Annotated in this window: 24 protein-coding genes; all 24 read right to left on the bottom strand. The window is 61.0% G+C overall.

What is annotated here, in order from left to right; translation table 11 throughout:
- Positions 1-8: 8 nt before the first annotated feature.
- The gene (locus tag QLG02_RS07805; protein WP_282464911.1) at positions 9-2,201 is read right to left on the bottom strand and encodes a chemotaxis protein CheA; all 2,193 of its coding nucleotides are present in this window, start codon (positions 2,199-2,201) and stop codon (positions 9-11) included.
- A gap of 11 nt (positions 2,202-2,212) precedes the next feature.
- Positions 2,213-2,953, bottom strand: coding sequence for a protein phosphatase CheZ (locus QLG02_RS07810; protein ID WP_011705289.1), 741 nt, complete (start codon positions 2,951-2,953; stop codon positions 2,213-2,215).
- Positions 2,954-2,965: 12 nt separating this feature from the next.
- The gene (cheY, locus tag QLG02_RS07815; RefSeq protein WP_010634617.1) at positions 2,966-3,349 is read right to left on the bottom strand and encodes a chemotaxis response regulator CheY; all 384 of its coding nucleotides are present in this window, start codon (positions 3,347-3,349) and stop codon (positions 2,966-2,968) included.
- A 111-nt stretch (positions 3,350-3,460) separates the two neighbouring features.
- Entirely contained in the window at positions 3,461-4,180 is a 720-nt protein-coding gene (locus tag QLG02_RS07820) for an RNA polymerase sigma factor FliA (protein WP_011705288.1), read from the bottom strand.
- On the bottom strand, positions 4,173-5,048 hold the full coding sequence (locus QLG02_RS07825; RefSeq protein ID WP_010634619.1) for a MinD/ParA family protein: 876 nt from the start codon (positions 5,046-5,048) through the stop codon (positions 4,173-4,175). Before QLG02_RS07825 ends, QLG02_RS07820 begins: the two co-directional genes overlap by 8 nt.
- A gap of 1 nt (position 5,049) precedes the next feature.
- Entirely contained in the window at positions 5,050-6,471 is a 1,422-nt protein-coding gene (flhF, locus tag QLG02_RS07830; RefSeq protein WP_194758976.1) for a flagellar biosynthesis protein FlhF, read from the bottom strand.
- Between the two features lie 16 nt (positions 6,472-6,487).
- The gene (gene flhA / locus QLG02_RS07835; RefSeq protein WP_029301481.1) at positions 6,488-8,590 is read right to left on the bottom strand and encodes a flagellar biosynthesis protein FlhA; all 2,103 of its coding nucleotides are present in this window, start codon (positions 8,588-8,590) and stop codon (positions 6,488-6,490) included.
- A gap of 107 nt (positions 8,591-8,697) precedes the next feature.
- Positions 8,698-9,828, bottom strand: a complete 1,131-nt coding sequence (flhB, locus tag QLG02_RS07840) for a flagellar biosynthesis protein FlhB (protein WP_282464912.1) — start codon at positions 9,826-9,828, stop codon at positions 8,698-8,700.
- Positions 9,829-9,962: 134 nt separating this feature from the next.
- On the bottom strand, positions 9,963-10,754 hold the full coding sequence (gene fliR / locus QLG02_RS07845; RefSeq protein ID WP_041217138.1) for a flagellar biosynthetic protein FliR: 792 nt from the start codon (positions 10,752-10,754) through the stop codon (positions 9,963-9,965).
- A 67-nt stretch (positions 10,755-10,821) separates the two neighbouring features.
- Positions 10,822-11,091, bottom strand: coding sequence for a flagellar biosynthesis protein FliQ (fliQ, locus tag QLG02_RS07850; protein ID WP_041217139.1), 270 nt, complete (start codon positions 11,089-11,091; stop codon positions 10,822-10,824).
- 27 nt (positions 11,092-11,118) lie between these two features.
- Positions 11,119-11,898 (bottom strand): flagellar type III secretion system pore protein FliP, encoded by a 780-nt coding sequence (gene fliP / locus QLG02_RS07855; protein ID WP_016350054.1) that lies wholly within the window; start codon positions 11,896-11,898, stop codon positions 11,119-11,121.
- The gene (gene fliO, locus QLG02_RS07860) at positions 11,885-12,268 is read right to left on the bottom strand and encodes a flagellar biosynthetic protein FliO (RefSeq protein ID WP_017778741.1); all 384 of its coding nucleotides are present in this window, start codon (positions 12,266-12,268) and stop codon (positions 11,885-11,887) included. The genes fliP and fliO overlap by 14 nt, the downstream gene beginning before the upstream one ends.
- Positions 12,265-12,657, bottom strand: coding sequence for a flagellar motor switch protein FliN (gene fliN / locus QLG02_RS07865; protein WP_011705280.1), 393 nt, complete (start codon positions 12,655-12,657; stop codon positions 12,265-12,267). The genes fliO and fliN overlap by 4 nt, the downstream gene beginning before the upstream one ends.
- Positions 12,658-12,708: 51 nt before the next feature.
- On the bottom strand, positions 12,709-13,779 hold the full coding sequence (gene fliM / locus QLG02_RS07870) for a flagellar motor switch protein FliM (protein WP_011705279.1): 1,071 nt from the start codon (positions 13,777-13,779) through the stop codon (positions 12,709-12,711).
- A gap of 9 nt (positions 13,780-13,788) precedes the next feature.
- Entirely contained in the window at positions 13,789-14,307 is a 519-nt protein-coding gene (gene fliL / locus QLG02_RS07875; protein ID WP_011705278.1) for a flagellar basal body-associated protein FliL, read from the bottom strand.
- Between the two features lie 57 nt (positions 14,308-14,364).
- A complete protein-coding gene (locus QLG02_RS07880; protein WP_282464913.1) occupies positions 14,365-16,365 on the bottom strand; it encodes a flagellar hook-length control protein FliK in 2,001 nt (666 codons plus the stop codon).
- Between the two features lie 91 nt (positions 16,366-16,456).
- Positions 16,457-16,897, bottom strand: coding sequence for a flagellar export protein FliJ (gene fliJ, locus QLG02_RS07885; protein ID WP_011705276.1), 441 nt, complete (start codon positions 16,895-16,897; stop codon positions 16,457-16,459).
- Between the two features lie 26 nt (positions 16,898-16,923).
- Complete coding sequence (gene fliI, locus QLG02_RS07890; protein ID WP_011705275.1) at positions 16,924-18,255, bottom strand: flagellar protein export ATPase FliI; 1,332 nt, start codon at positions 18,253-18,255, stop codon at positions 16,924-16,926.
- 72 nt (positions 18,256-18,327) lie between these two features.
- Positions 18,328-19,134, bottom strand: coding sequence for a flagellar assembly protein FliH (gene fliH / locus QLG02_RS07895; RefSeq protein ID WP_282464914.1), 807 nt, complete (start codon positions 19,132-19,134; stop codon positions 18,328-18,330).
- Between the two features lie 64 nt (positions 19,135-19,198).
- Entirely contained in the window at positions 19,199-20,260 is a 1,062-nt protein-coding gene (gene fliG / locus QLG02_RS07900; RefSeq protein WP_011705273.1) for a flagellar motor switch protein FliG, read from the bottom strand.
- On the bottom strand, positions 20,253-21,965 hold the full coding sequence (gene fliF, locus QLG02_RS07905; RefSeq protein WP_016350050.1) for a flagellar basal-body MS-ring/collar protein FliF: 1,713 nt from the start codon (positions 21,963-21,965) through the stop codon (positions 20,253-20,255). The genes fliG and fliF overlap by 8 nt, the downstream gene beginning before the upstream one ends.
- A 57-nt stretch (positions 21,966-22,022) precedes the next feature.
- The gene (gene fliE, locus QLG02_RS07910; protein ID WP_011705271.1) at positions 22,023-22,340 is read right to left on the bottom strand and encodes a flagellar hook-basal body complex protein FliE; all 318 of its coding nucleotides are present in this window, start codon (positions 22,338-22,340) and stop codon (positions 22,023-22,025) included.
- A 202-nt stretch (positions 22,341-22,542) separates the two neighbouring features.
- Positions 22,543-23,319, bottom strand: coding sequence for a lipoprotein (locus QLG02_RS07915; RefSeq protein ID WP_043124314.1), 777 nt, complete (start codon positions 23,317-23,319; stop codon positions 22,543-22,545).
- 228 nt (positions 23,320-23,547) lie between these two features.
- The gene (locus tag QLG02_RS07920; RefSeq protein WP_282464915.1) at positions 23,548-24,639 is read right to left on the bottom strand and encodes an HD domain-containing phosphohydrolase; all 1,092 of its coding nucleotides are present in this window, start codon (positions 24,637-24,639) and stop codon (positions 23,548-23,550) included.
- Positions 24,640-24,770 lie beyond the last annotated feature (131 nt).

Consider the following 24,770-nt stretch of genomic DNA (forward strand, 5'->3'; position numbering starts at 1 on the left):
CTGGGCTATCAATGTCTACGGGCATACGCCTTGAGCAGACTCGGCACATCCAGAATGAGTGCAATACCGCCATCGCTGGTGATGGTGGCTCCCGCCATGCCTGGGGTACCTTGCAACAGGCTGTCCAGCGGCTTGATCACCACTTCTTCCTGGCCAATCAGGTTATCCACGACAAAACCGATCTGCTGCGTGCCAATCTGCACGATGACCACATGACCCGTATCCTGCCGTGACTTCTTCTGTTTTCCTCTGACCAGCCAGTTGTACAGATAGAAGAGCGGGATGGCTTTTTCGCGCACTATGATGGTGAGCTGTCCATCCACCATGTTGGCCTTCTTGAGATCCAGGTGGAAAATCTCGTTCACGCAGCCCAGCGGCAACGCGAAGGTCTGTTCACCCACTTCCACCATCAGGGTCGGCAGAATGGCCAGGGTCAGCGGCACCTTGATTTCAAGACGGGTGCCCTTGCCCCAGGTCGAATCGATATGCACCGAGCCATTGAGGCTGACGATACTGGTCTTCACCACGTCCATCCCGACACCACGGCCGGAGATATCCGAAATCTCGGACTTGGTAGAGAAACCTGGGGCGAAGATCAGGTTGTAGGCATCGTTGTCGCTCATCCGCGCCGCCGTATCGGCATCCAGCACACCACGGCTGATGGCGATGGACTTGAGCTTCTCAGGATCCATGCCGGCACCATCATCTTCGATGCACAGCAAGATATGATCGCCCTGCTGGGAAGCGCTCAGGGTAATGGTGCCCTGCCGTGGCTTGCCTGCTTTCTCACGGACATCCGGCATTTCAACCCCATGGTCACAGGAGTTGCGCACCAGGTGAACCAGCGGGTCAGCCAGCGCTTCAACCAGGTTCTTGTCCAGATCCGTCTCTTCCCCGACCATCACCAGCTCAATTTCTTTCTTGAGGGTACGAGCCAGATCACGAACGACGCGCGGGAAGCGACCAAACACTTTCTTGATGGGCTGCATGCGGGTTTTCATCACCGCACCCTGCAGATCTGCCGTCACCACATCCAGGTTGGCAACCGCTTTTGACATGTCTTCATCGTTGCTGGCAATACCAAGGCTGACCAGACGGTTGCGCACCAATACCAGCTCACCCACCATGTTCATGATGACGTCCAGCGTCTTGGTATCCACCCGAACGGTGGTATCGCTCTGCACTGCGTTGTCAGCAGGAGCAGGGGCCGGTTGCTTGGCTGGCGCAGGGGCTGGTGCCGGTTTTGCCGGTGCAGCAGCCGGTTTGGCGGCGACCGGTGCCGGGGCTGGCTTGGCTGCCGGAGCTGGCGTGGCGGCAGCGGGTGCTACCGCGGCCTGTACAGGCGCGGCTGGCGGCGGCGTAATACTGGTTTGCGGCCCCTGGCCACGACCGTGCAGTTCATCCAGCAGTCGCTCGAATTCATCGTCATCGATCAGTTCATCAACTTCTTTTTGTACTGATTTCAATGGATTGCTATCAGGTGCTCCGCCATGTTGGCCCTGACCATGCAACTGATCGAGCAGGGCCTCGAACTCATCGTCGGTAATATCTCCGGAGCTTGCCACCACCGGGCTAGCGGCAGCAGTTGGTGCGCCTCCCACCCCATGCAGTTCATCGAGCAGGCGTTCGAACTCATCGGCGGAGATCTCGTCGATGGATCCCCCACCGCTGACTACGGAAGACGCGGGGCCGGGATCGGCGACAGGTTCCGGAATGGCTGCGGCTACCTCGACCACCTCTTCAACGGCAGGAGCCATCTCTTCGGATGCAGCATTGCCACCCGCAGAGGCGGTCAACAACTGCTCTTCCCCTTCAGGCTTGCAGAGCTCATGCAGGTCGTGCAGGATTTCAGCGGAAGCCGGGCTTGGTGGTTCGCGATTCTGCACCTGGGCAAACATCACATTGATGGCATCCAGCGCCTGCAAAATGACATCCATCAACTCGGCGGTAACGGTCCGCTTGCCATTGCGCAAGATATCGAACACGTTCTCGGCACCGTGACAAACATCCACCAACTCGGTCAGCGAGAGAAAGCCGGCACCGCCTTTGACGGTATGGAAGCCGCGAAATATGGCATTCAACAGATTCTTGTCATCGGGTCGCTTTTCCAAGTCGACCAGTTGTTCAGACAACTGTTCCAATATTTCGGATGCTTCGACCAAAAAGTCTTGCAGTATGTCTTCATCAACTTCGAAGGCCATGCGTCACTCCATTAAAATCCCAGGCTAGACAGCAGATCGTCCACATCATCCTGACCATTGACCACATCGGAACGAGTCTCAGGGTTCATGATGGGGCCTTCAGCTTCAATCCCGCTTACAGGAAGGCTGCGAGAAGAATGCTCAGCAGATGCCTCACCAAACATAGTCAGCATTTCTATTAATTTAGTTTCAACTTCCTGAACCAACTTGATGACCTTGCGGATCATCTGGCCGGTCAAATCCTGAAAATCTTGCGCCATCAGGATTTCTGTCAGCAGTTGCCGTAATTTATCGGCATCAGATTCAGAAGCCTTAATGAAATCATCCAGTTGGTGACATAAAGACTTGAACTGCCCAACACTCATCTCTCTGCTCATCAGGGCATTCCAGTTGGGCAGAACAAGCTGAATATTGTCATTGAGTCGATCGGCAATCGGTAGACTGGCTTCCACGGCATCCATGGTGCGATTGGCAGCCTTGTCCGTCATGTCGATGACATAACTGAGTCGCTCCCGCGCATCGGGAATTTCATGGGTGGCCAGATCGGGGATCCGGGGATCTAACCGAAAATCTTGTAGGGAATCATGCAGTTGTCGGGTCAACTGACCCACTTTGTCAAACAGGGCCGCCGCATTGGGAGCACACGCATCGGCGATGAGAGTGTCGGCCTGTTCAAATTCACCTTGCTCAAGATGGGCAACAAGCATCCTTGCCTGATCGAGCGAAATCATTGCACTCGTTTTGGCCTTCATCCCTGCTGCTCCTTAGCCGATTCGTTCAAAGATTTTGTCGAGTTTCTCTTTGAGCGTTGCAGCAGTGAAAGGCTTGACGATATAACCATTGACGCCCGCCTGGGCAGCTTCAATGATCTGCTCGCGTTTCGCTTCGGCAGTCACCATCAGTACCGGCAGGTGTTTGAGTTTGTCATCGACGCGAATAGCCTTGAGCAGGTCGATGCCTTGCATGCCCGGCATGTTCCAGTCGGTCACGACAAATTGAAAATCACCATTTTTCAACATTGGCAAGGCCGTGTTGCCATCGTCTGCTTCGTGGGTGTTGTTGAATCCCAAGTCACGCAGCAAGTTCTTGATAATCCGGCGCATCGTTGAAAAATCGTCAACAATGAGGATTTTCATGTTCTTGTCCAAAATTCCCTCCTAAATAGCCGCCAGAGCGGCTCACTTACATGATGCAGATCGCAGGTTTTGTTTTGCGGATTATGCCTTAGAGTTTTGTTTCAGTGTAGCCAGTACAAACACTTATACATGCCAATCTCTTAAACGCGCGCGTAATCTGTGCATCGCCTGACTGTGTATCTGGCTCACGCGAGACTCGCTGACGTTCAATACCTCGCCTATTTCACGCAAGTTCAGTTCTTCATCGTAGTAAAGGGAGAGCACCAGCGCTTCCCGCTCCGGCAGGCGGCCGATGTGTTCGGCCAGCGCCCCTTGAAAACGCTCGGCGGCCAGTTCATCAAACCCGTTGCTGCCCGGCTCGTCATCGGGGTGGCCAATGACATCCTCGCTGACGCCAAGATCTTCGATGCCGATGATCTTGCCGCAGGAGACATCCTGCAACATGGTGTGATACTCACCAAGGCTGACCCCCATCTGGGCAGCGACTTCGCTATCGCGAGCATCACGGCCATGGGCTTGTTCAACATTTTCGATGGCTTCGGCGATGGTGCGGCTGTTGCGGTGTACCGAACGCGGCACCCAGTCACCCCGCCGGATCTCGTCGAGCATGGAACCGCGGATACGGATCCCTGCGTAGGTTTCAAAGCTCGCCCCCTTGCTGCCGTCAAAATTGCGGGAGGCTTCGAGCAATCCAATCATACCTGCCTGGATCAGGTCATCCAGCAAGACACTGCTTGGCAGGCGAGCCAACAAATGCTGGGCGATCCGTTTCACCAGCGGAGCATGACGCTCGACCAGCACATAGGAATCCTGATGACGCAAGTACGCTTGGGCTTTATTCACGGGAACCTTCCTGTGCTATGACCGGCTTTTGCAGCAAATTTTCCAGGAAAAATTCGAGATGACCACCGGGTTGGTTAGGAATGGGCCAGCTTGCCGCCTTGTTGGCCAGCGCTCTGAACGCCAGCGCGGCCGGGGACTTGGGAAAGGCTTCGACAATCAGCTTCTGCTTGCGCACGGCGGCTCGCAGATTGGTGTCGTAGGGGACGCAGGCAACCAGCTCCAGCGAGGTATCCAGGAAACGGTCGGTGACCCGGGTCAGCTTGGCGTAGAGTTCCTGCCCTTCGCGCAAGGAGCGAACCATGTTGGCCACCACCTTGAAGCGGAAGACACCGTGCTCCTTGGAGAGGATCTTGATGAGGGCGTAGGCATCCGTGATGGAGGTCGGTTCATCGCACACCACCACCATGATGTCCTGGGCCGCACGGGTGAAGCTCAGCACCATGTCGGAGATGCCGGCCGCCGTATCCACCAGTAGGATGTCGACCTGGGTCTTCATCTCGCTGAAAGCGCGGATAAGCTCGGCGTGTTGCACCGGCGAGAGCTCGACCATGGACTGGGTACCCGAGGTGGCCGGCACTATCATCATGCCGTACGGGCCCTCGACGATGATGTCGTCAATGGTGCATTCGCCGGCCAACACGTGGGACAGGTTGCGATGCACCCGCAGCCCCAGCATGACGTCCACGTTGGCCAGGCCAAGGTCGGCGTCCAGTACCATCACACGTTTGCCCTGGGCGGCCATGGCTCCCGCCACGTTCAGGGTCACGTTGGTCTTGCCGACGCCCCCCTTGCCACCAGACACGGCGATCACTTTTACTCGATTGTTTTGACGCATTTTGCGCAGACCACTCGCCTGATCCATATACATGTTACTCATAAAACTCCGAATCTTCGGCCTCGCCAAAGCCTGTGCCCCAGAAATAGGGTTCTTCTGTTTCCCGCTCCAGCGAGCCCATGGCAGCTCCGACGAGCTGTGCCGCATTGGCGACCTGAATATCTTCCGGAACCCTTTGTCCATCAGTGATATAGCTGATGGGCAATGCATTCTGGATACACACGTTAATCACTTCGCCCAGATTCAGACTCTCATCCAATTTGGTAAGTATGCAGCCGCTCAATGGAATGCGCCGGAAATGGTCCACCGCTTCCTGCATCACCCGACGCTGGGAAGTGGCCGACATCACCAGGTAGCTGCGGATGCGTACCTTGGCATTCTTGACCAAGGTATCGAGCTGCTCGGTCAGCCGGATATCCCGCTGCCCCACTCCGGCAGTATCGATGAGCACCAGCCGGCGGTGGCGGAACTGATAGAGCGCATTGGCCAGCTCCTCGGCATCCCGCACCTGCCGCACCGGGCAGCCCATAATGCGACCATAGGTCTGCAACTGCTCATGGGCACCGATCCGGTAGTTGTCGGTGGTGATGAGCGCCACCTGCTCGGCGCCATACTTCATGGCAAACCGCGCCGCCAGCTTGGCGATGGTGGTGGTCTTGCCCACCCCGGTCGGCCCGAGCAGGGCAACCGCCCCACCCTGCCGCAGAATTTCGTCTTCGCTAATCTTGAGCTGGGCCGTCAACACCTCGGCCAACTGGGCCATGGCCTGATGAATGGACATATCCTCGGGGATAAGGCCAGCCAGCTGATCGGCAAAGGCATCGTCAAACCCTATCTTCTTGAGCTCCTTGATGAGCAGGGCACGCATCGGCTCGCGGCGCTCCACCTCCTGCCACATCAAGCCGGAGATCTGGTGCTCCAGCAGCTTGCGGATGCTGGCCATCTCCTTGCGCATCCCCTCCATCTCCTGATCCCGCTGGGGGGATTGAGGAGCACGGCCGGGCGCGGCGGCTCTCGTCTTCGGTTTGGCAGGCTCGGGAGCCGCTCCCCACTGCCCCTGCTCGGCCAGAGTACGGGGCGCACCGCTGGCAGCAGCCGACGGGGCGCCGTTCAGGCCCGCCTGACCATTCTGGGCCGGGTTCAGCTTCTGCTGGCGGGCCAGCAAGGCGGCCAGGGTGTCGGCATAATGTTCGTTCTGCTCCTGGGCCGGACTCGGTGCAGGGCGGGTCATCTGCCGTCCGGCAGACGAGATATTGACGCTCTCATCGTTCAACTGACGGCGAACCGGCGCATCTTTGGGTCCCGGAACCTGGGATTGATAATCGACAGCGGCGACTATCTCCACCCCACCGGTGACCTTCTTGTTGGACATGATGACGGCATCGGGCCCGAGAGTCTCCTTGACCTCGGCCAGAGCCGTTCGCATGTCCTTGGCAAAAAACCGCTTAATCTTCACCCGTCATCTCCGCTAACTAGTTCTGCCCTACCGCACTGACGATGCGGATTTGCTTGTCATCAGGCACTTCCTGATAAGACAGAACGCGCAATCCAGGAATGGCATTCTTGACAAATTTCGCCAGGGTATTGCGCAGTATCCCTGATGTCAGAAGCACGGCCGGTTGGCCTTCCAGTTCTTGTCGTTGAGTGGCTTCCACCAGCGAGCGTTGCATCCGCTCCGCCAGACCCGGCTCGATGCCGGCGCCATCACCACCCCCTGCCTGTAGGGATTGATGCAATATACGTTCCAATTCCGGTGCCAAGGTGATCACCGGCAGTTCGGGATCCGGGCCGGCAATCTCCTGCACGATCAGCCGGCGCAGGGCGATACGGCAGGCCGCCGTCAGCACTTCCGGATCCTGGCTGCGCGGGGCATATTCCACCAGGGTCTGCAGGATAGTGCGCATATCGCGGATTGGCACGCCTTCATTGAGCAAATTCTGCAACACCTTCACCAGGTTACCCATGGTGATGACCTCAGGAACCAACCCTTCCACCAGCTTGTTCTGGTGCTTCCCAATCATGTCGAGCAACTGTTGTACTTCGTCATGGCCCAGCAGCAAGGCGGCATGGTTGGAGAGGATCTGGCTCAGGTGAGTGGCCACCACGGTCGCGGTATCCACCACTGTGTAGCCAAGGGTCTGCGCCTGGGAGACCTGCTCCTTGGCAACCCACACCGCCTCCAGTCCGAAAGCGGGATCCCGGGTCGCAACCCCCTGGATCTGGCCGAACACCTGGCCCGGATTGATGGCCATTTCCTTATCATGGTAAACATTGGCCTCGCCGGTACTGACTCCCATCAAGGTGATGCGATATTGGTTCGGGGCGAGATCCAGGTTGTCGCGAATATGCACCGCAGGCACCAGAAAACCCAGCTCCTGGGAGAGCTTCTTGCGCACCCCCTTGATCCGGTTGAGCAGCTCGCCGCCCTGGTTGCGATCCACCAGCGGGATGAGTTGATAGCCCACCTCCAGCCCGATGATGTCCACCGGCATCACGTCGTCCCAGCTCAGGTCTTTCTGCTCGTGGGTCTGCTCCGTGCTCGCCGGCATCAGCTCGCCCTTGGCCGCCTTGGCCGCCAGCTGTTTCTCGCGGCGCAGCAGCCACCAGGCACCGGCGGCGGCGATGGCCCCCAGACTCAGGAACGCCAGATGGGGCATGCCGGGCACGCTGCCCATCATCAGCAGGATACCGGCCGAGATGATCAGGGCTTTGGGATTGTCGAACAACTGCCCCAGCACCGCGGTGCCCATGTCCTGATCCGTGTTCTGGCGGGTCACTATGATGGCAGCAGCGATGGAGAGCAGCAGCGACGGGATCTGGGCCACCAGACCGTCACCGATGGCGAGCAGGGTATAGATCTGGGCCGCTTCGCCGAAGGTGAGCTGGTGCTGCACCATGCCGATGATGAAGCCGCCCAGGATGTTGATGAAGAGGATCATGATCCCTGCCACCGCATCCCCTTTCACGAACTTCGAGGCACCGTCCATGGAGCCGTAGAAGTCGGCTTCCTGGGTCACGTCCTGGCGGCGCTTCTTGGCCTCTTCCTGATTGATGAGGCCGGCGTTCAAGTCCGCATCGATGGCCATCTGTTTGCCGGGCATGGCATCCAGGGTGAAGCGGGCGCTGACTTCTGAGATCCGGCCCGCCCCCTTGGTGACCACCACGAAGTTGATGATCATCAGGATCATGAAGACGATGATACCGACCGTGTAGTTGCCGCCGATCACCACGTTGCCAAAGGCTTCGATCACGTGGCCGGCCGCCGCACTGCCGTTGTGGCCTTCCAGCAGCACCACCCGGGTAGAGGCGACGTTGAGCGCCAGCCGCAGCAGGGTCGCTATCAGCAGCACAGTCGGGAAGGCGGCAAATTCGAGCGGGCGGCGGGTGTAGACGGCCACCAGCAGTACCACGATGGAGAGCGCGATGTTGAAGGAAAACAGGATATCCAGCATCAGCGGCGGAATGGGCAGCACCACCATGCCAAGAGAGGCCAGCACCAGCAGCGGCGTCCCCAGGCCCTTGGTCAACAGCCACTTGTACTCTTTGATTCGGCCCAATGATGCCTGGAGTTTCATCGTTTTTCTCAATCTCAAACCGCTGATGCCAGATTAAAGCAAACATCAAGCCAATAATACAAGATATTGAAATACAATGATTTTATTTTGACTGTGTCAGAAGTTTGTCATTTGCGGAATTCGGTTGGAATGGGCAGATCCTTGGCCAGCGGATTGGGACGGCGACCACGGCCACGGCGGAACTTCTTGAGCTGATAGACATAGGCCAGCACCTGGGCCACGGCGGCAAACAGCCCTTCCGGGATCTCGTGACCAATCTCGGTGGCGTGGTAGATGGCGCGGGTCAACGCCGGGGATGGCATCACCGGGATCTCGTACTCCCTGGCTATCTCTCTGATCTTCATCGCGATTTCATCGGTGCCCTTGGCCACGACCTTGGGCGCGCTACCCGGCTTGGCCGTATCGTACTTGAGTGCCACCGAGTAGTGCGTCGGGTTGGTGATCACCACGTCCGCCTTGGGCACATCCCCCATCATGCGGCGCATCGCCATCTCCATCTGCAAGCGGCGGATCCGCCCCTTCACCTCGGGTTTGCCTTCGCTGTCCTTGAACTCGTCCTTGACCTCCTGCTTGGTCATCTTGAGCTGGCGCATGTGGTTCCACTGCTGGAACGGCACGTCGATGGCCACGATGGGAATGAGGGCACAGCAGAGAATGATCAGCATCCACAGCAGCAGATCCAGCGCGTCTATGATGCCGCCCGGGTAGCCCTCGAGGGAGAGATTGAGCAGATGGTTGAACTGGCTGGAGAGCATCCACCAGGCGAACAGGGTGATGAACACCACCTTGGCGATGGACTTGACCAGCTCGACCAGGGATTGTACCCCGAACATCCGCTTGATGCCGTTGAGCGGGCTCAGCTTGCTCCACTTGGGCAGCATGGCCTCGGAGGAGAAGTTCATCCCCCCCATCAGGGTGTTGCCGACGAAGGCGGCGATGGCCACCAGCATGAACAGCAGACCGAGTGGGTGCAGCAGCTCGCGCAGCAAGGCCGGCAGCATGGTCATCATGGCATTGGGATCGAACGCCTGCTCCCGATCCAGGGTAAAGCCCATGGTGAGCACCTTGACCATGGCACCGGCCAGGCTCTCCTTGACCATCAGCAGGCCAAACACGGCCGCCAGCAGGACGCTGGCGGTACCCAGCTCCTTGGATCGTGCAATCTGCCCTTTATCACGGGCTTGTTGCAGTCGTTTGCCCGTGGGTTGTTCGGTACGTTCCTGATCGGTATCAGCCATGCTGACCCCCGCACAGGTCGAGGCAATCAGGCATCAAAGCCGCCTGAGCGCCGTTGTTCAGTAGCACCATGCCAACGGTGCAGATCCAGGAGATCCATCCCAGGCAATGGAGCCCCCAGCCTGCCGCCTGCATCTTACTGGCCCCCCAGACACTGGGTGCCGATGAGGGTGCAACTGGTCTCCTGCACCCGCTCCCACATGCTGTCGAAATGGCCGAGGAAGCCACCGATGGTGAGCCAGAGGATCAACAGGCCCGACATCATGCTGACCGCAAAGCCGATGCTGAAGATGTTGAGCTGGGGTGCGGCACGGGTCATGACGCCGAAGGCAAAGTTGATGAGCAGCAGGGCGACGATGGCGGAGAGCGCCATCACCAGCGAGGCCTGATACATGACCCCGAGAAAACCGATCAGATCGCGAATGGAAGGCAGGCTGAGGCCGCTGTCCGACACCGGCAGGGTATCAAAGCTCAGCACCACCATGCGCAGCATGATGAGGTGGCCGTCCACCGCCAGAAACACCAGGGTCGCCAGCATCAGGTAGAACTGGCCCACCACCGGTGCCGATTGGCCGTTCATGGGATCCACCAGGGTAGCGAAACCCAGGCTGGTCTGCATGGCGATGATCTGGCCGGCCATCACGAAGCTCTCCATCAGGAACTGGGTCATGAGGCCGAGCGCGACCCCGATGAGCAACTGCTGGCCCAGCACCAGAAAACTGCCGACCGAGAACAGCTCGATCTTGGGCATGGGAGGAAGCAAAGGGGCAATCATCAGGGTCAGCGCCAGCGCCAGGCTGATGCGCACGCGAGCCGGTGTCAGCCGGCTGCCAAACACCGCCATCACCATCAGCAGCCCGCTCACCCGCGCCAACGGCCAGACGATGGAAGACAACCACTCCATGATGAGAGCGGTGGTGTAGATCATCCCGGCACCTTGCGGGCCATCGAGGCCGGCAACGAGCGCAGAAGGCCGCTCTGCTCGAGCGGGCCCCTCATCCCACCACCTCCGGAATTTGGCTCACCATCAGCAGGAAGAAGTCCATCAAACTCTGCAAGCCCCAGTGCGCCCCCGCCCCCAGTGCAAACAGGGTGACGATGAGGCGGGGCAGAAAGCTCAAGGTCTGTTCGTTGATGGAGGTGGCCGCCTGGAAGATGGCCACCACCAGGCCGATGGCAAGGCTCGGCAGGATCACGGCGCTAACCATGATGGTGACCAGCCAGAGCGCCTCGCGAAACACGTCGATAAAGGTTTCAGGACTCATGCCATTCGCTCCTTGCGTTGCTCGCCTTTAACCACCGGCACCCAGCCCGAAGCTGTTGGCCAGGGATCCCAGGATCAGGTTCCAGCCATCCACCATGACGAACAACATCAGCTTGAATGGCAGGGAGACCAGCATCGGCGACAACATCATCATCCCCATCGCCATCAGGATACTGGCCACCACCAGGTCTATCACCAGGAACGGCAGAAACAGCATGAAGCCTATCTGGAACGCGGTCTTGAGCTCGCTGGTGACAAACGCCGGGATCAGCACCCGCAGCGGCACGTCGGCGGGCTTGTCCACCTGCACGTTCGCTATCTCCATGAAGGTGTTGAGATCCTTGATCCGGGTCTGGGCCAGCATGAACTGGTGGATGGGCAGCTCGGCCTTCTCCAGCGCCTCCTTGGCCTGGATGGTCTCGGCCAGATAGGGTTGCAACGCCTCGTTGTTGATGCGATCCAGCACCGGCGACATGATGAAGAACGACATGAACAAGGCGATGCCGATCAACACCTGGTTGGAGGGGCTCTGCTGCAGGCCGATGGCCTGGCGCAGGATGCCGAGCACTATGATGATGCGGGTAAAGGAGGTCATCATGATGACCATGGCCGGCAGGAAGGAGAGCGCCGTCATCAGCGCCAGCACCTGCAGGGTCAGGCTGTATTCCTGGCTGCCGTCCGCCATGGTCTTGATGGTGACTGCCGACATGCCGTCCTGGGCCAGCGCCAGCGGCGAGCAGAGGATCAGGAGGGATAACAGGCCGACCAGCAGCCCACCGTGCGGCCGTGAGCCGTTAGCTTTTTTCATGCTTGCCCATCAATTTGCCAAGCTGCTGGGAGAACGCCTGGGGCTGGCTCTCGTCCAGCGGCTCTTCCAGGCGATAGAGAAAGTTGACCTGCTGCGGCGTCACCCCAAGCAACAGTTGCTGTTCGCCTACCTTGACCACCAGCAGCTTCTCCTTGTAGCCCACCGGCAGGCTGGCGATGACCCTCATCTGACCGCCCCCCATGGCGGTGGCAATCTTGCTCTTCTTGAGCAGGAAACCGAGTACCAGGATGAGGCCGATGACCATCAGGCTGGAGAGCAGCCAGGAGGTGAGGCTGGGCGGATTGGCGCCCGCACCGGGTTCGGCCAGTGCGGGGAGGGACAACAGCAGTAACGGGAACGCGCGGATCATTTGAGTTTCTTGATCCTTTCGATTTGACTGATGACGTCAGTCAGCCGGATGCCGAACTTGTCGTTCACCACCACCACCTCGCCATGGGCGATCAGGGTGCCGTTGACCAGTACGTCGAGCGGCTCGCCCGCCACCCGATCCAGCTCCACTACCGAGCCCTGGTTGAGCTGCAGCAGGTTGCGGATGCTGATCTGGCTGCGGCCCACTTCCATGGCGATGGTCACCGGAATATCCAGAATGGTATCCAGCTTGCGCCGCTCCTCGGCACTGATGGGGGCATCATCCTTGAGCTCTTCGAGGGGAGCGGGCTTGGCTTCAGCAGTCACCTGCTCTTCCAGCGCGGCTGCCCAGGCGTCCGCCATCAGATCCTCTTCATCAGTTCCGCTCATCTTGAATTCCTTATGCTGCTTTCTTGACGGCCTGCCAGCGCAGAACGCCGTTTATCGTTGTTGATCTTCGATGCTGCGCTCGAGCTCTTCCAGCTCGGCCTCGCCATCGATGCGTACACCGCCCCGGGTCACCAGATGCATCTCGGTCTTGACCCCTTCCGGGCGCTTGAGTTTGTCGGTGATCTTGAGCGCCACATTGTCCTTGGTCCGCCCCATCTTGGCATGGAAGGTGGGCAAGTCCTCCACGAACACCAGCAGGTTTTCCGGCATCTCCACCGGGATGATGTCGCCGGGCTGCAGCTCCATCAGCTCGCGCAGGGTGAGCTCGGTTTCCAGCAACTTGGCCCGCAGCTCCACCTTGACGTCCATGATCTCGTCGCGCAGCGCCTTGCTCCAGCGCACGTCGGTGTCACCCTTGTCGCTCTGCACGCCGGCATCCAGCAGCTCGCGGATGGGCTCCAGCATGGAGTAGGGCATGGCCACGTGAAAGTCACCGCCACCACCATCCAGCTCGATGTGGAACGAGCTGACCACGATCACCTCGGTGGGGCTGACGATGTTGGCCATGGCCGGGTTCACCTCGGAGTCGAGGTACTCGAAGCCCACGTCCATCACCGGCGCCCAGGCGTCCTTGTAATCCTCGAATACCAGCTTGAGCAGCATCTGGATGATGCGCCGCTCGGTGGGAGTGAACTCGCGCCCCTCGATCTTGGCGTGGTAGCGACCGTCGCCACCGAAGAAGTTCTCCACCAGGATGAAGACCAGTCGCGCCTCCATGGTGATGAGCGCCGTCCCCTTGAGCGGACGGAAGCGCACCATGTTCAGGCTGGTCGGCACGAACAGGGTGTGCACGTACTCGCCAAACTTGAGCATCTGCACGCCGTTGATGGAGACCTCGGCGGTGCGGCGCATCATGTTGAACAGGCTGATCCGCATGTGGCGGGCGAAACGCTCGTTCACCAGCTCCAGGGTCGGCATGCGACCACGGACGATGCGGTCCTGGGAGGAGAAGTCGAACTGGGCGACGCCGGGATCCCCCGCCGCGCCTATCTCTTCCTCTTCGACATCATCGACCCCGTGCAAGAGGGCATCAATTTCGTCCTGACTTAACAGATCGCTCACGCTTCACCCTTATTGCATGACAAAGCCGGTAAACAGCACTTGTTCGATAACGGGGGAAGAGACCAGGTCATTGAGCACCCGACGGCACTCTTCCAGTGAATCCTTGCGCAGCTTCTCCTTGCCCTCGAAGGTCATCAGCTGCTCGCTGGTGGCCGCACTGAAGACCCGCAGCAGGGTGCCTTCGATGAGGGGGATATTCTGCTTGGCCAGCGTCTCGTCGGCGGTACCGCGCACCATCAGCTGGATCTTGATCTGCACCAGCCGGTCGCGCTGACCACCGGAGACGTTGAACACGAAGGGGCGCGGCATGCCCACGTAGAGCGAAGGCTGGGGTGCCGCCTCCTTGGGCTTGGCATCCTTGCCCTCCCCCGCGGCTTCGGCCGCCGGTTTGTCGCCGCCGGACAGCATGAACCAGGCGCCGGCCCCGCCGCCACCCAGCACAATCACGGCCAGGGCGATAATCATGATCAGCTTCTTTTTCTTGCCTGCCGCCGGATCTTTCAGCGTCAGTTCGTTATCGTCTGCCATCCCTTGTCCACCCTAGTCTCAAACTTGTTCGATATCATAAACTTACTCGGGCTGGCATCAAGCATAGAAATCAATTCCGCTGTCGTTTGTCGATTCCGTCGACAAACGCATGCCGGCGCCCGTGACCTCTGCCTCAGTTTGGCCTGTTTCGGCAAAAGATCCGCTGCCTTTTTGGCCTTGCTGGCCCTGACCGGCAAACGCCGACTGACCCTGTGACTGCTGCTGCGGCTGTTGTTGCACCAGGGTCTGGCCCAGCTGGATGCCCTGCCCGGCCAGCATATCACGCAGCCTGGGCATGGCCTGCTCCAGCATTTCCCGGGTCTGGCCGTGCTGCACCACGAAATGGACGTTGGCCTGGCTGTCTGCCCCCATCTGGATCTGGATCTTCATCTTGCCAAGGCCGAGGGGATCGAGCTGGATCTCCGCCTGCTGCAGCTTGTCCGCCAGCATCAGGTTGACCTTCTGGTGCAACTGGGCCGGCGCCTCCGGATCGGCCAGCTTGAGGTGGGGCAGGTTGGCGGGCTCGCGCCGCGCGGCTGCTTCGGTAGCCGCCGGCCGGTTGTCATGCCCCACTGCCTGGGGCTGGCTGTTCTGCTGGACCTGCTGGCTGCGGCTGCTCTCCGGGGTGGTGGTCGTCTCGCTGCTCTCCTGGGCGCCGCCGCGAGCCAGCTCTGCCACCTTCTGCTTCACGTCGACTTTCACCTCGCTGCGGGCCCTGGGGGCTTCGCTGCGCTCGGTGGCTTCCATCTGCTTGAGCCCGGCTGACAGGCTGGCCAAGGACGCTTGCGGGCCCTGCGGCTCGCTGCTGGCGAGCACCTGTTGCGGCGCCACCAGCACGGGTTCGCTGGCGGGGGCAGTGGCCGGCGCCGGTGCACCGCTGCTGGCGGCAGGAGCAGGCTGACCCTCGGCCTTGGCGGCCACCGCCTTGGACTGCCCATCCACATCGGCGGCGGTCTGCGTTGGCGCCTTGTCAGCAGCGCCGTTGCTCGAGCCGCCATCGGTGCGGGTCACCCCCTCTTCAAACGCTCTGGCGGCGCCGGGCTGAGTGGCCACGGCCTTGTGGGTGGCCTGCAGCGGAGCGGTTTTTACCGGCTCTTCCTTGCCCGCCATGGGCGGCACCACAGGCTTGGCCCCCTTGTCGGCGCCCTCCAGCTGGATCTTGGTGTCATTCTCACCCTGTTCGCTTAACGCGGCGGCAGGCACCTTGCTCAACAAGGCCGCCCGCTCGGCGGCGGAGAGCTCGCTTTTGCTCCCCTTGGTCTCTTTGCCATTGTTATCGGTAGGTTGGTCGGCATTGGCGCCGCTCTCCTTGCCGCTTTCCTCTTTTCCGGTTTCCTGCAGCTGAGCCGCCAGGGCGGCGTCATCCGTCGTGACGGCATCTGGCTGCGCGGCTTTCGCATCAACCGGCACTCTGGTTTCGCCCGTGAGCAAGCTGGCAGTCTGGCGGGCCAGCGCGGCGGCACTGGTCATCGCCCCCTGTTTATCGCTGCTGCCGGCGAGCGGCTGGGTGAGGGTGGCCGCTGCCTCGGTTGACTCGGCGTCCGCGTCTGCCTGCGGCAACATCTTGCCGTCCGTCTCGACGACGGGCGCCGTGGCGACCAGATTGATGGCCGGCGGGGCGACCAGGGAGGTGTCCTGTTTGAGGGCATCCTGCAGACGCTGCAAGAAATCGTTGGGGGCGAGAGCGGGGTCGGGCTCACTCCCCTTCTGTGGTTTGTCGTCGGCACTACCGGCCTCTTCGGCCTCATTTGCCAAAGATTTGGCAGCCTCGCCCTTGGCGGTGGACACCGGCTTGTTGCTGTCCGCTGCACCAACATTCCCCTGCTCGGCGCCGGGCCGCGCCGGAGCCTTGCTATCAGCGTTGGGGGCCTTGCCATCGGCTTTGGCATTGACCTTGTCAGCCTGCTGCACCCGGTTCATCACCTCAGAAAAGCCGACCTTGCCGTCGCTCTGCTGGGCCCCTTCACCGCCATCCTGGCTCGCCGTCAGCACAGCGCTCTTGTCGGCAGCGGCAGCGGTCAGTGCGGCGGGAGAATTGGTTAACAGTGTCTGCATCATGGTGAAGATTCCTGGCGACATTCGGCTTCGGGTTTATCCTCAGCTCCCCGGGGGAAGTGAGGCGCACACGGGATGGCAAGAAGAAAGCAAGTTACAGGCCAGAATGGTGGAAACGGCGCAGCATGGCGTACTCGTCCAGCATCTTCTGCTCCTGGCGCTGGGCTTTCTGCTGCTCGCGTCCCGCCTGCTTGGCCAGCAGCAACTCCACCGCCTTGCGCCGCTGCTGGGCAGCCAGCCACTCCTCGCGGCGCAGTTCCAGCGCCTGGCGTACCTGCAGCACCCCTTCGTACTGCTGGGTGGCCGCCTGCTCGAGCTTGTTGATGAAGGCGTGATACTGGCTGTTCTGCTGGGCACCTATGCCCTGCAGGCCGCGGTCGGTCCACTGCTGGTGGTAGATCTGGCGGTACTGGTTGAGCGCGTCCTGCTGCTCCATGAAGATCTTCAAGTCCTGCTGGGCCTTGGCCAGCGCCAGCGCCGCCTGCTGTTCGGCCTCCACCAGCCGCTCCGACAACATTACCAAGCCTTTACTCATGGGCACGCCTCCCTCTTATCTTCTCGTCAACGCATCAGCGGCATGGCCACCAGCTGCAGGGCCTGCAGGCCCGCATCGTAGTGAATGACCTCGCGCATGCCCTGTTGCAAGAACTGATCCAGATAGGGTTTCTGGATTATGGCGCGGTCGATACGGGGGTCGGAGCCCTGGCTGTAGGCACCGATGGTGATGAGATCGCGGTTCTGCTGGTAGAGGGAGTAGAACTGCTTGAGGGTGCGCGCCAGCTCCATGTGTTCCGGCGAGGTCACCATGGGCATTACCCGGCTGATGGACTTTTCGATGTCGATGGCCGGATAGTGGCCCGCATCGGCCAGCTCCCGCGACAACACGATATGGCCGTCGAGGATAGCCCGCGCCGCGTCGGCGATGGGATCCTGCAGATCGTCCCCTTCCGTCAATACGGTGAAAAAGGCTGTGATCGAGCCCTGGCCGTCGCTGCCGTTGCCGGCCCGCTCCACCAGTGCCGGCAATTTGGCGAACACCGAGGGCGGATAGCCCTTGGTGGCCGGCGGCTCGCCCACTGCCAGGGCGATCTCGCGCTGGGCCTGGGCGTAACGGGTGAGCGAGTCCATCAGCAGCAGCACGTTGAGCCCCTGATCGCGGAAATACTCGGCGATGGCCAGCGCCGTCTCACACCCCTTGAGCCGCATCAGCGGCGAGGCATCGGCCGGCGCCGCTACCACCACGGAGCGGGCACGCCCCTCCTCCCCCAGGATCTCCTCGATGAACTCCTTCACCTCGCGGCCCCGTTCGCCGATGAGCCCAACCACCACCACGTCGGCCACCGAGCCGCGAGTCATCATGCCAAGCAGCACGGATTTGCCGACGCCGGAGCCGGCGAACAGCCCCATCCGCTGGCCCTGCCCTACCGTCAGCACGGCGTTGATGGCGCGCACCCCCACGTCCATCGGCTGATGGATCGGGCGGCGGGAGAGCGGGTTGATGCGGTGCTGGGCAAACTGCACCGTCTGGGAAGAGAGGATGGGGCCAAGCCCGTCCAGCGGCTGACCGATGCCGTCGATGACCCGCCCCAGCAGGTTCATGCCGACCGGGATGCCGTGCTCCTCGGTGATGGGCACCACCCGGGCGCCCGGAATGACCCCCTTGAGCTGCTCGCTCGGCATCAAAAACAGCCGATCGCCGGAGAAGCCAACCACTTCGGCCTCCAGCGAGCCATCCTGGGTATCGATGCGACAGAGTGCCCCGATCGCGGCGCGGCAGCCGATGGCTTCGAGGGTCAGCCCCACCACCCGGGTCAGCTTGCCGGCCACCGGCGGTTTGGGGGCGATATCGCGTACCCGATACCCTTGCAACCGATTGAGTAACGAGCCGCTCATCCGGCCTCCTGAGATATGACGTTGAATGGGTAGAGAAAGCAGACGGGCCGCACCCTGGCGGCCCGCACGCCCTTAGCCACGGGCATCCTGCGATGCATTGTCGCGCAGGAAGTTGCGCAGCAGCTGATCGATGCGCCCCGCGAGGGTCAGATCGATGCTGGAGAGTTCGGTGGCCAGTTGCAGATCGCCGGGGGAGAGGGTGGGATCGCTTTGCAGCCGCCAGTGGCGCTTGGCGCACTCCTCGGCGCCGAACGCCTGCTCGACCCGGGCCAGATCATCCGGGTGCAGCATCAGGGTGACCCCCAGTTCGGCGGCCGGCAACAGCGCCAGCCCCTGCTTGAGCGCTTCGAGCAACAGCCGGGGCGAGGTTTCAGCCTCGTGACGGATGAGGGCGCGGGTCAGCTGCATCACCAGGGCGATGAGCTGCTGCTCCACCGCACCGTCCAGCTCCTTGAGCGGGTTGGCGAGGCGATCGATGAGCCCCTGCCAGTGGCTCATCTGCTGATCCACCAGCTCACGGCCGAGAGCCAGCCCCTCCTCCTTGCCCTGCTCCAACCCGGCAGCATGGCCCTGCTGCAGGCCTTCCAGCTTGCCCTCTTCGAGCCCCTTGGCGTAACCGGCGTCACTCCCCTCGGCCATTCCCTCTTCCCAGGCGGCCTGGCGGATCGCTTCGAGCTCCTCGGCTGTGATGCTGGGGGCCGGCTCCTCCACCGGCTCTTCGACCGGGACCTCTTCTTCCTGCCGATACCAGTCCGGCGTCAGCCCGAGGGCATTGGTCTCGACTTCGGCCTCGACCTCCATCTCGGGCCAGCCCCAGGTCTGGACCTGGCTCTCATCCCCGTCGGGTCTGACATAACCACGCAGCTTGTTGTTGTTCATCTGTCTGCCGCACTCCTCGCCATAACGCTGCCCGCTCTGCTATTCACGCCGACGTGACCGCTCATCAGAGGAACTCCTCGCCGCCACCGGCACCCAGCATGATCTCGCCGGCATCCGCCAGACGGCGGGCGATGGAGAGGATCTCTTTCTGGGCCGCTTCCACTTCGGAGACCCGGATCGGCCCCATGGCCTCCAGATCGTCCGCCAGCATCTCGGCGGCCCGCTTGGACATGTTCTTGAATACCTTCTCGCGCATCTGATCGTCGGAGCCCTTGAGCGCCCGTTGCAGCAGATCGCCCGGCACTTCCCGCAGCATGGTCTGGATGCCGCGATCGTCCACATCGATGAGGTTTTCGAACACGAACATCAGATCCTGGATCTGCTGGCTCATCTCCTCGTCCGACTCGCGGATGGAGTCCATCAGCTGGCCTTCGATGTTGGTGTCGAGGTAGTTCATGATGTTGGCTGCCGCCTTCAGGCCGCCCATCTTGGCTGCCTGGGCACCCGCCGCACCGGCGAACTGTTTCTCCATGATGTCGTTGAGCTCTTGCAGCGCCGCCGGTTGCACCTCTTCCAGGTTGGCGATCCGCATCACCAGATCGAGGCGCACCTGTTCCGGGAACTGGCTCAGGATCTCGGCCGACTGTTCCGGCTCCAGATAGGAGAGGACGATGGTCTGGATCTGCGGGTGTTCGTTCTGGATGATGCTGGCCACCTGGCGGGCATCCATCCACTTGAGCGAATCGAGGCCGCGGGCACCTGACCCCAGGATGATCTGGTCCACCAGGTTGCTGGCCTTGTCTTCGCCAAGGGCCGCCACCAGCGCCTTGCGCACGAAGTCTTCGCTGCCGATACCGATGTTGGTGTACTTCTGGATGTCGTCGATGAATTGACGGTGTACCGCCGCCACCCGGTCGTGACTGAAATCCGACATGGAGGCCATCGACATGCCGAGCCGCTGCACCTGCTTGGGCTCGAGATGGCGGAAGATCTGGGCGGCATCCTCTTCGTTGAGGCTCAGCATCAATACCGCCGCCATCTCCATCCCGCTCATCTGATCCAGGATCTGGCGCTGACTGTCGGTGATGTCATTGCCGGTGACCTGTGTCTTGTTTTCGTCAGCCATCTTTGTTCGCTACCCATTCTTTAATGACCTGTGCGGCCAGATCCGGTTCGTTCGCCACCAGCGCACGTACCGCCTTGAGCAAGTCCTCGTCACGGTGCAGATCCGGCAGTTTCAGATGGCCATCACGTACCCCGAACACCGGCTCGGATTCAGCCTGAGCCGCCAGCAGACTGAGCTCGTCATCCCCACCCAAGACGGTGTGGTTGTCGAAGTCCAATTCCCCTTCCGGCTTGGCATCCGGATAGAGCAGGCGCTTGAGCATGGGCCGCACCACGGTGACGATCAACACTATGATGACCAGCACGGAGGCGGCGATGCGCACCGCACGCCAGAACCAGGGCTGCTCGTAGAGCGGCGCTTCGGCCACGCTCTCAAGCTCGGGCCGGTTGAACGGGATGGCGACCACCTCCAGAGTATCACCACGGGTCACATCAAAGCCAAGGCCACCGCTCAGCAGACGGCGCAGGGTATCGAGTTCGGGCTGGGTACGGGGCTCACGGGTCACCTTGCCATCGGCAGCGGTAGACGCCTTGTAATCCACCGCCACCGAGACGGTCATGCGGCGAATGCCACCCATCTGACGCCGGATATGGCTGACGGTGGTATCCAGTTCGAAGTTGCGGGTCGCCTCCTTGCGGGAGCGGCCGGAAGAAGACGCAGTTGTTTCGGCATTGGGGCCGGTCGCCTGCTGCGGAATGTTGGAGGCGGCAGGCGGCTGGTTGGAGAGGGCGCCGGGCACGCCACCGTTGCTGCCGTTGGCGCTGTTCTCTTCCATGGTCATTTCGGAGCGCACCGCCGGCAAGTCCGGGTTGTAGGTCTTGCGGGTCTGCTCCTGCTGGGAGAAGTCGAGGGAGAGATCGACCTCCGCCGTATAATTGTCGGCGCCGAGCACCGGGATCAGGATGGCGTCAATTTTTTGTTTGTATTCCAGCTCCTGCTTCTGCTGCATCGCAAACTCCTTGCGAGTCTGGGCAGAGACGGGATCCTGGGAGCCCGAATTGAGCAGGCGGCCGTTCTGGTCGGTCACGGTGACGCGAGTCGGCTCCAGACCGTGCACCGCGGAGGCGACCATGTCGACGATGGAGTCCACTTCCCCCTGGCCGAGGGCATTGCCCTTGAGGCTCAGCACTACAGTCGCGCTGGGTTTGCGTTCGTTGCGGGCAAACACATTGTCTTTCGGGATGGCCAGCAGCACCTGGGCCTTGGCCACGTTCTGGAACTGTTCGATGGCGCTGGCCAGCTGGCGCTCGCGGCTCAGCTTGAGACGCTCGCTCTCCATGCGCTGGCTGACGCCAAAGCTGGAGTCCTTGAGCAGGATGTCTTCCCCGTCACTGGTGGTGTCGGTGGCGTTGGCCAGGCCGGCACGGGTCAGCGCCAGCCGGATGCTGGAGTAGTTCTCGGCACTGACCAGCACGCTCTTGCCATCCACCTGATAGGGGATCTTCTGCTGATCGAGGTAGTCGAGGGTCTTGACCAGCTCCTGGGTGGTGTAGGTGCCAAGGGGCCGCATGTCCGGCTCCTTGCCCCACAGCAGGATGAAAACGGCGATCGCCAGACAGATGGCCAACCCCAGGATCAGGGTGATCTGACGCAGCACATCCGTGTTGGACAGAAAGCCGAGTGCTGAACTCTTCTGCTCATTCTCATCGAGGGCGGCACTGCCCTCATCGTTCATCAGCAGTTCGCCGTTTTGGTCATTAGCCACGATTTATGTCCTTATTGCTGACATGTTCATGATATTCAGTTGCCATGGTGAGCGCGCTTATACCGGCATGTTCATGATGGTCTTGTAGGCATCGACCATCTTGTTGCGAACCTGCACCGTCGCCTCGAAGGCGATGGAGGATTTCTGCCCGGCGATCATCACCTGGGACAAGTCGACCGAGTTGTCGCCCATGTCAAAACGGGTACGCAGATCGTTGGCGGCCCCCTGCAACTCGTTGACGTTGCCAAGGGCCTGTTGCAGCAACTGGCCAAAGTCGGACGTGACCTGGCGGCCGGGCTGGGTCAGCGGCGTGGCGCCGGCTTCGACCTTGAGAGCCTGCATCTCTTGCATCAGGCTGCTTGCACTAATTTCCATATTCCATCCCCAGACAAATCATTGACGCTGTCAGGGTGTAAGCAATTAGGGTGCCAACAAGTAGAAAACCACAAGGCAAGCGGGATGAGAGGGGGCAAGCAGCCCGTAACAGGCGATGCGAGGGCAGATTATTTGCCAAGTAGCAGGCCTTCCCGTCAGCCAGCAAGATGCGGGCCGACGGAAAAGGCCGGAAAGCGGGTGACTAGCGGGTCAGGTCCTTGTCCACCCAGTACTTGGAGCCAGAGATGTTGGCATCGAGCAGCAAGCCTTTCTCGCCGATCTGGTAGATGGCCATGCCACCGTTGTACTTGGCGCTGAGCTCAGCGCTCTCCTTGCCCGCCACGGCCCCCATCTCGGAGGTGGCCTCCCAGCCCTGGCTCACGAAGGCATCGAACCTAGCCTTGTCTTCAAACAGGATCACCTGCTGGTAGAACTTGCCGCCGAGCCCGGCCGCGAGCCCGGCACCGAACATCTTCATGTAGGTGTGCTTGCCGCTGGTGCGGTTGACCGCCACCCCGGCCCCCTGGTTGGTGTGCAGCATCAGGGAGAACTTGCGCGAGTCGAACACCGCATAGCCATAAGCCTTGTCAAACAACAACTTGGCAGAGGGTTGCTGGTTGAACAGCCGCACCAGGGCGGTATCTGCCATGGTATCGAGGGCAAGCCGCGCCTCGTCGGCCGTCTTGGGCTCCAGCATCTCGTCGAGCTTCTTGTCGGCCACCGTCAGCCACTCCTTGCCGGTGGCCACGCTCTTGTCGGTCCAGGCGCCGGCAGTGTTGAACGCCTCCGAGCCCCACTGGGAAACCGATGCCCAGGTCGCCTTGGAGAAGTCGGTGACGCTCTGCCACGCCTCCTTGCTGGTGTCGCTCACCGCGCTGCCGAGCTCGCTCGCGGCCGCCTTCACCTTGGCCCAGTCAGCCAGACTGGGGGCCGACGCCAGCGCCATGGCCGTTGCTATCACCAGGAATCGAATCTTCATGCTGTGCTCCACCCTTTGTGATGAGTTGATGGTCACAGTAGCAGATCTGGCCAGAGCCGGATAAGCCCAATGGCACGAAGCGGGTCAATCAGTGACGCTCGTCATGATGGGCTCTATCCGATTGGCAACCTTGATGAGGCAGAGCCAGCCGCCGCTCTCACGCTATCTCGGGCAGAGTCGCAACAGGGCAAAACGAGGTAGGGCAAGTCATGACACCAGGCCCGCCGCCTAGCTGGCAGCGGGCTCTCGGTATTGCTGATGGATGGCGCGAAACGCCTCCTTGTTGCACAGCGCCGCGGCGACGCAGGCGGGGTCGAACTGGCTGCCGGCGTGGGTTTCGAGGTAGGCAAAGGCCGCTTCGAACGTCCAGGCCTGCTTGTAGGGCCGCTCGCTGGTGAGTGCATCGAACACGTCGGCCACCGCGACGATACGGGCCTCCAGCGGGATCGCCTCCCCCGCCAGCCCCTCCGGATAGCCCTGACCGTCGAAGCGCTCGTGGTGATAGGCGATGATGTTCTTGAGCATGTCGGTGTGATGGATGCCGTCGAGGCCAAACTCGCTGATCATCAGGGCGATCATCTCCCGCCCCTTGAGCGGGTGGATCTTCATCACCCCGTACTCCTCTGGCGTCAGCTTGCCGGGTTTGAGCAAGATGGCGTCGGGCACCGCAATCTTGCCGATGTCGTGCAGCTCGGAGAAGAGATAGATGAACTCCACCTCCTCGTCGCTCAAGGGATAACGGGTGGTCACGGCGCGGGCGATGAGCCGTGAATAGGCCGACATCCGGTGCAGGTGATTGGCGGTCTCTTCATCCCGGTAGCGGCTGAACTCCCGCGCCGTGGTAAGCGCGCCGCTCAGGGTCTGAATCGAGAAAAATTCCACTGCGATGATGGCCGCCAGGATCTGGGCGTATGCCGCCAGTTCGCCGCGAATGGCGGGGTCGAAGTAGCCAGGCTCCCTGGCATCGCAAAACAGAAAACCGAACAGCTTGCTGTTGAACAACAGCGGCTCGGTGTAGCTGGATTCATAACCGGCCGCCAGCAGCTTGCGGCTGTGCTCGGAGGGGGAGCCCAGCAGCGAATCCAGCGTGTCGAGCACCCTTGCTTGCCGGTGTTCGGCCAGATAGCGCAGAGAGGGGACGTCGCTCAGCTTGACCTCGTACTGCACCAGCGGGGAATTTCCCTCGGTGCTGTGGGCAAAGGTCTTGAGCCTGTCCGTGTGCTGGTCATAAATCGCGATGGCCACCCGGCTCAACTTGTCAAACCGCTGCCTGAGCGTAGCGTGCACGTTCTGCATTCTCTCGCCAAATGAGCTGTCCATCCCGTCCTTCCTTCCAGTCTGCCTGCAGGGAGTATAGTGACCCCCGTCTTCCCGCTCTCGCAAAATTGAGTTGAAACTCAACAGCCAGCGAACTGACGGAGCAAGGGCGCCGTCATCGCCCGTATCGGCTC

Source organism: Aeromonas sp. V90_14 (genome assembly GCF_029967615.1).
GTDB lineage: Bacteria > Pseudomonadota > Gammaproteobacteria > Enterobacterales > Aeromonadaceae > Aeromonas > Aeromonas hydrophila.

Coding starts and splice junctions, on each gene's coding strand:
- QLG02_RS07805 (WP_282464911.1), bottom strand. CDS start 2,201: ATGGCCTTCGAAGTTGATGAAGACATACTGCAAGACTTTTTGGTCGAA.
- QLG02_RS07810 (WP_011705289.1), bottom strand. CDS start 2,953: ATGAAGGCCAAAACGAGTGCAATGATTTCGCTCGATCAGGCAAGGATG.
- QLG02_RS07825 (WP_010634619.1), bottom strand. CDS start 5,048: ATGTATATGGATCAGGCGAGTGGTCTGCGCAAAATGCGTCAAAACAAT.
- flhA (WP_029301481.1), bottom strand. CDS start 8,590: ATGAAACTCCAGGCATCATTGGGCCGAATCAAAGAGTACAAGTGGCTG.
- flhB (WP_282464912.1), bottom strand. CDS start 9,828: ATGGCTGATACCGATCAGGAACGTACCGAACAACCCACGGGCAAACGA.
- fliR (WP_041217138.1), bottom strand. CDS start 10,754: ATGATCTACACCACCGCTCTCATCATGGAGTGGTTGTCTTCCATCGTC.
- fliQ (WP_041217139.1), bottom strand. CDS start 11,091: ATGAGTCCTGAAACCTTTATCGACGTGTTTCGCGAGGCGCTCTGGCTG.
- fliP (WP_016350054.1), bottom strand. CDS start 11,898: ATGAAAAAAGCTAACGGCTCACGGCCGCACGGTGGGCTGCTGGTCGGC.
- fliO (WP_017778741.1), bottom strand. CDS start 12,268: ATGATCCGCGCGTTCCCGTTACTGCTGTTGTCCCTCCCCGCACTGGCC.
- fliN (WP_011705280.1), bottom strand. CDS start 12,657: ATGAGCGGAACTGATGAAGAGGATCTGATGGCGGACGCCTGGGCAGCC.
- fliL (WP_011705278.1), bottom strand. CDS start 14,307: ATGGCAGACGATAACGAACTGACGCTGAAAGATCCGGCGGCAGGCAAG.
- QLG02_RS07880 (WP_282464913.1), bottom strand. CDS start 16,365: ATGATGCAGACACTGTTAACCAATTCTCCCGCCGCACTGACCGCTGCC.
- fliJ (WP_011705276.1), bottom strand. CDS start 16,897: ATGAGTAAAGGCTTGGTAATGTTGTCGGAGCGGCTGGTGGAGGCCGAA.
- fliI (WP_011705275.1), bottom strand. CDS start 18,255: ATGAGCGGCTCGTTACTCAATCGGTTGCAAGGGTATCGGGTACGCGAT.
- fliH (WP_282464914.1), bottom strand. CDS start 19,134: ATGAACAACAACAAGCTGCGTGGTTATGTCAGACCCGACGGGGATGAG.
- fliG (WP_011705273.1), bottom strand. CDS start 20,260: ATGGCTGACGAAAACAAGACACAGGTCACCGGCAATGACATCACCGAC.
- fliE (WP_011705271.1), bottom strand. CDS start 22,340: ATGGAAATTAGTGCAAGCAGCCTGATGCAAGAGATGCAGGCTCTCAAG.
- QLG02_RS07915 (WP_043124314.1), bottom strand. CDS start 23,319: ATGAAGATTCGATTCCTGGTGATAGCAACGGCCATGGCGCTGGCGTCG.
- QLG02_RS07920 (WP_282464915.1), bottom strand. CDS start 24,639: ATGGACAGCTCATTTGGCGAGAGAATGCAGAACGTGCACGCTACGCTC.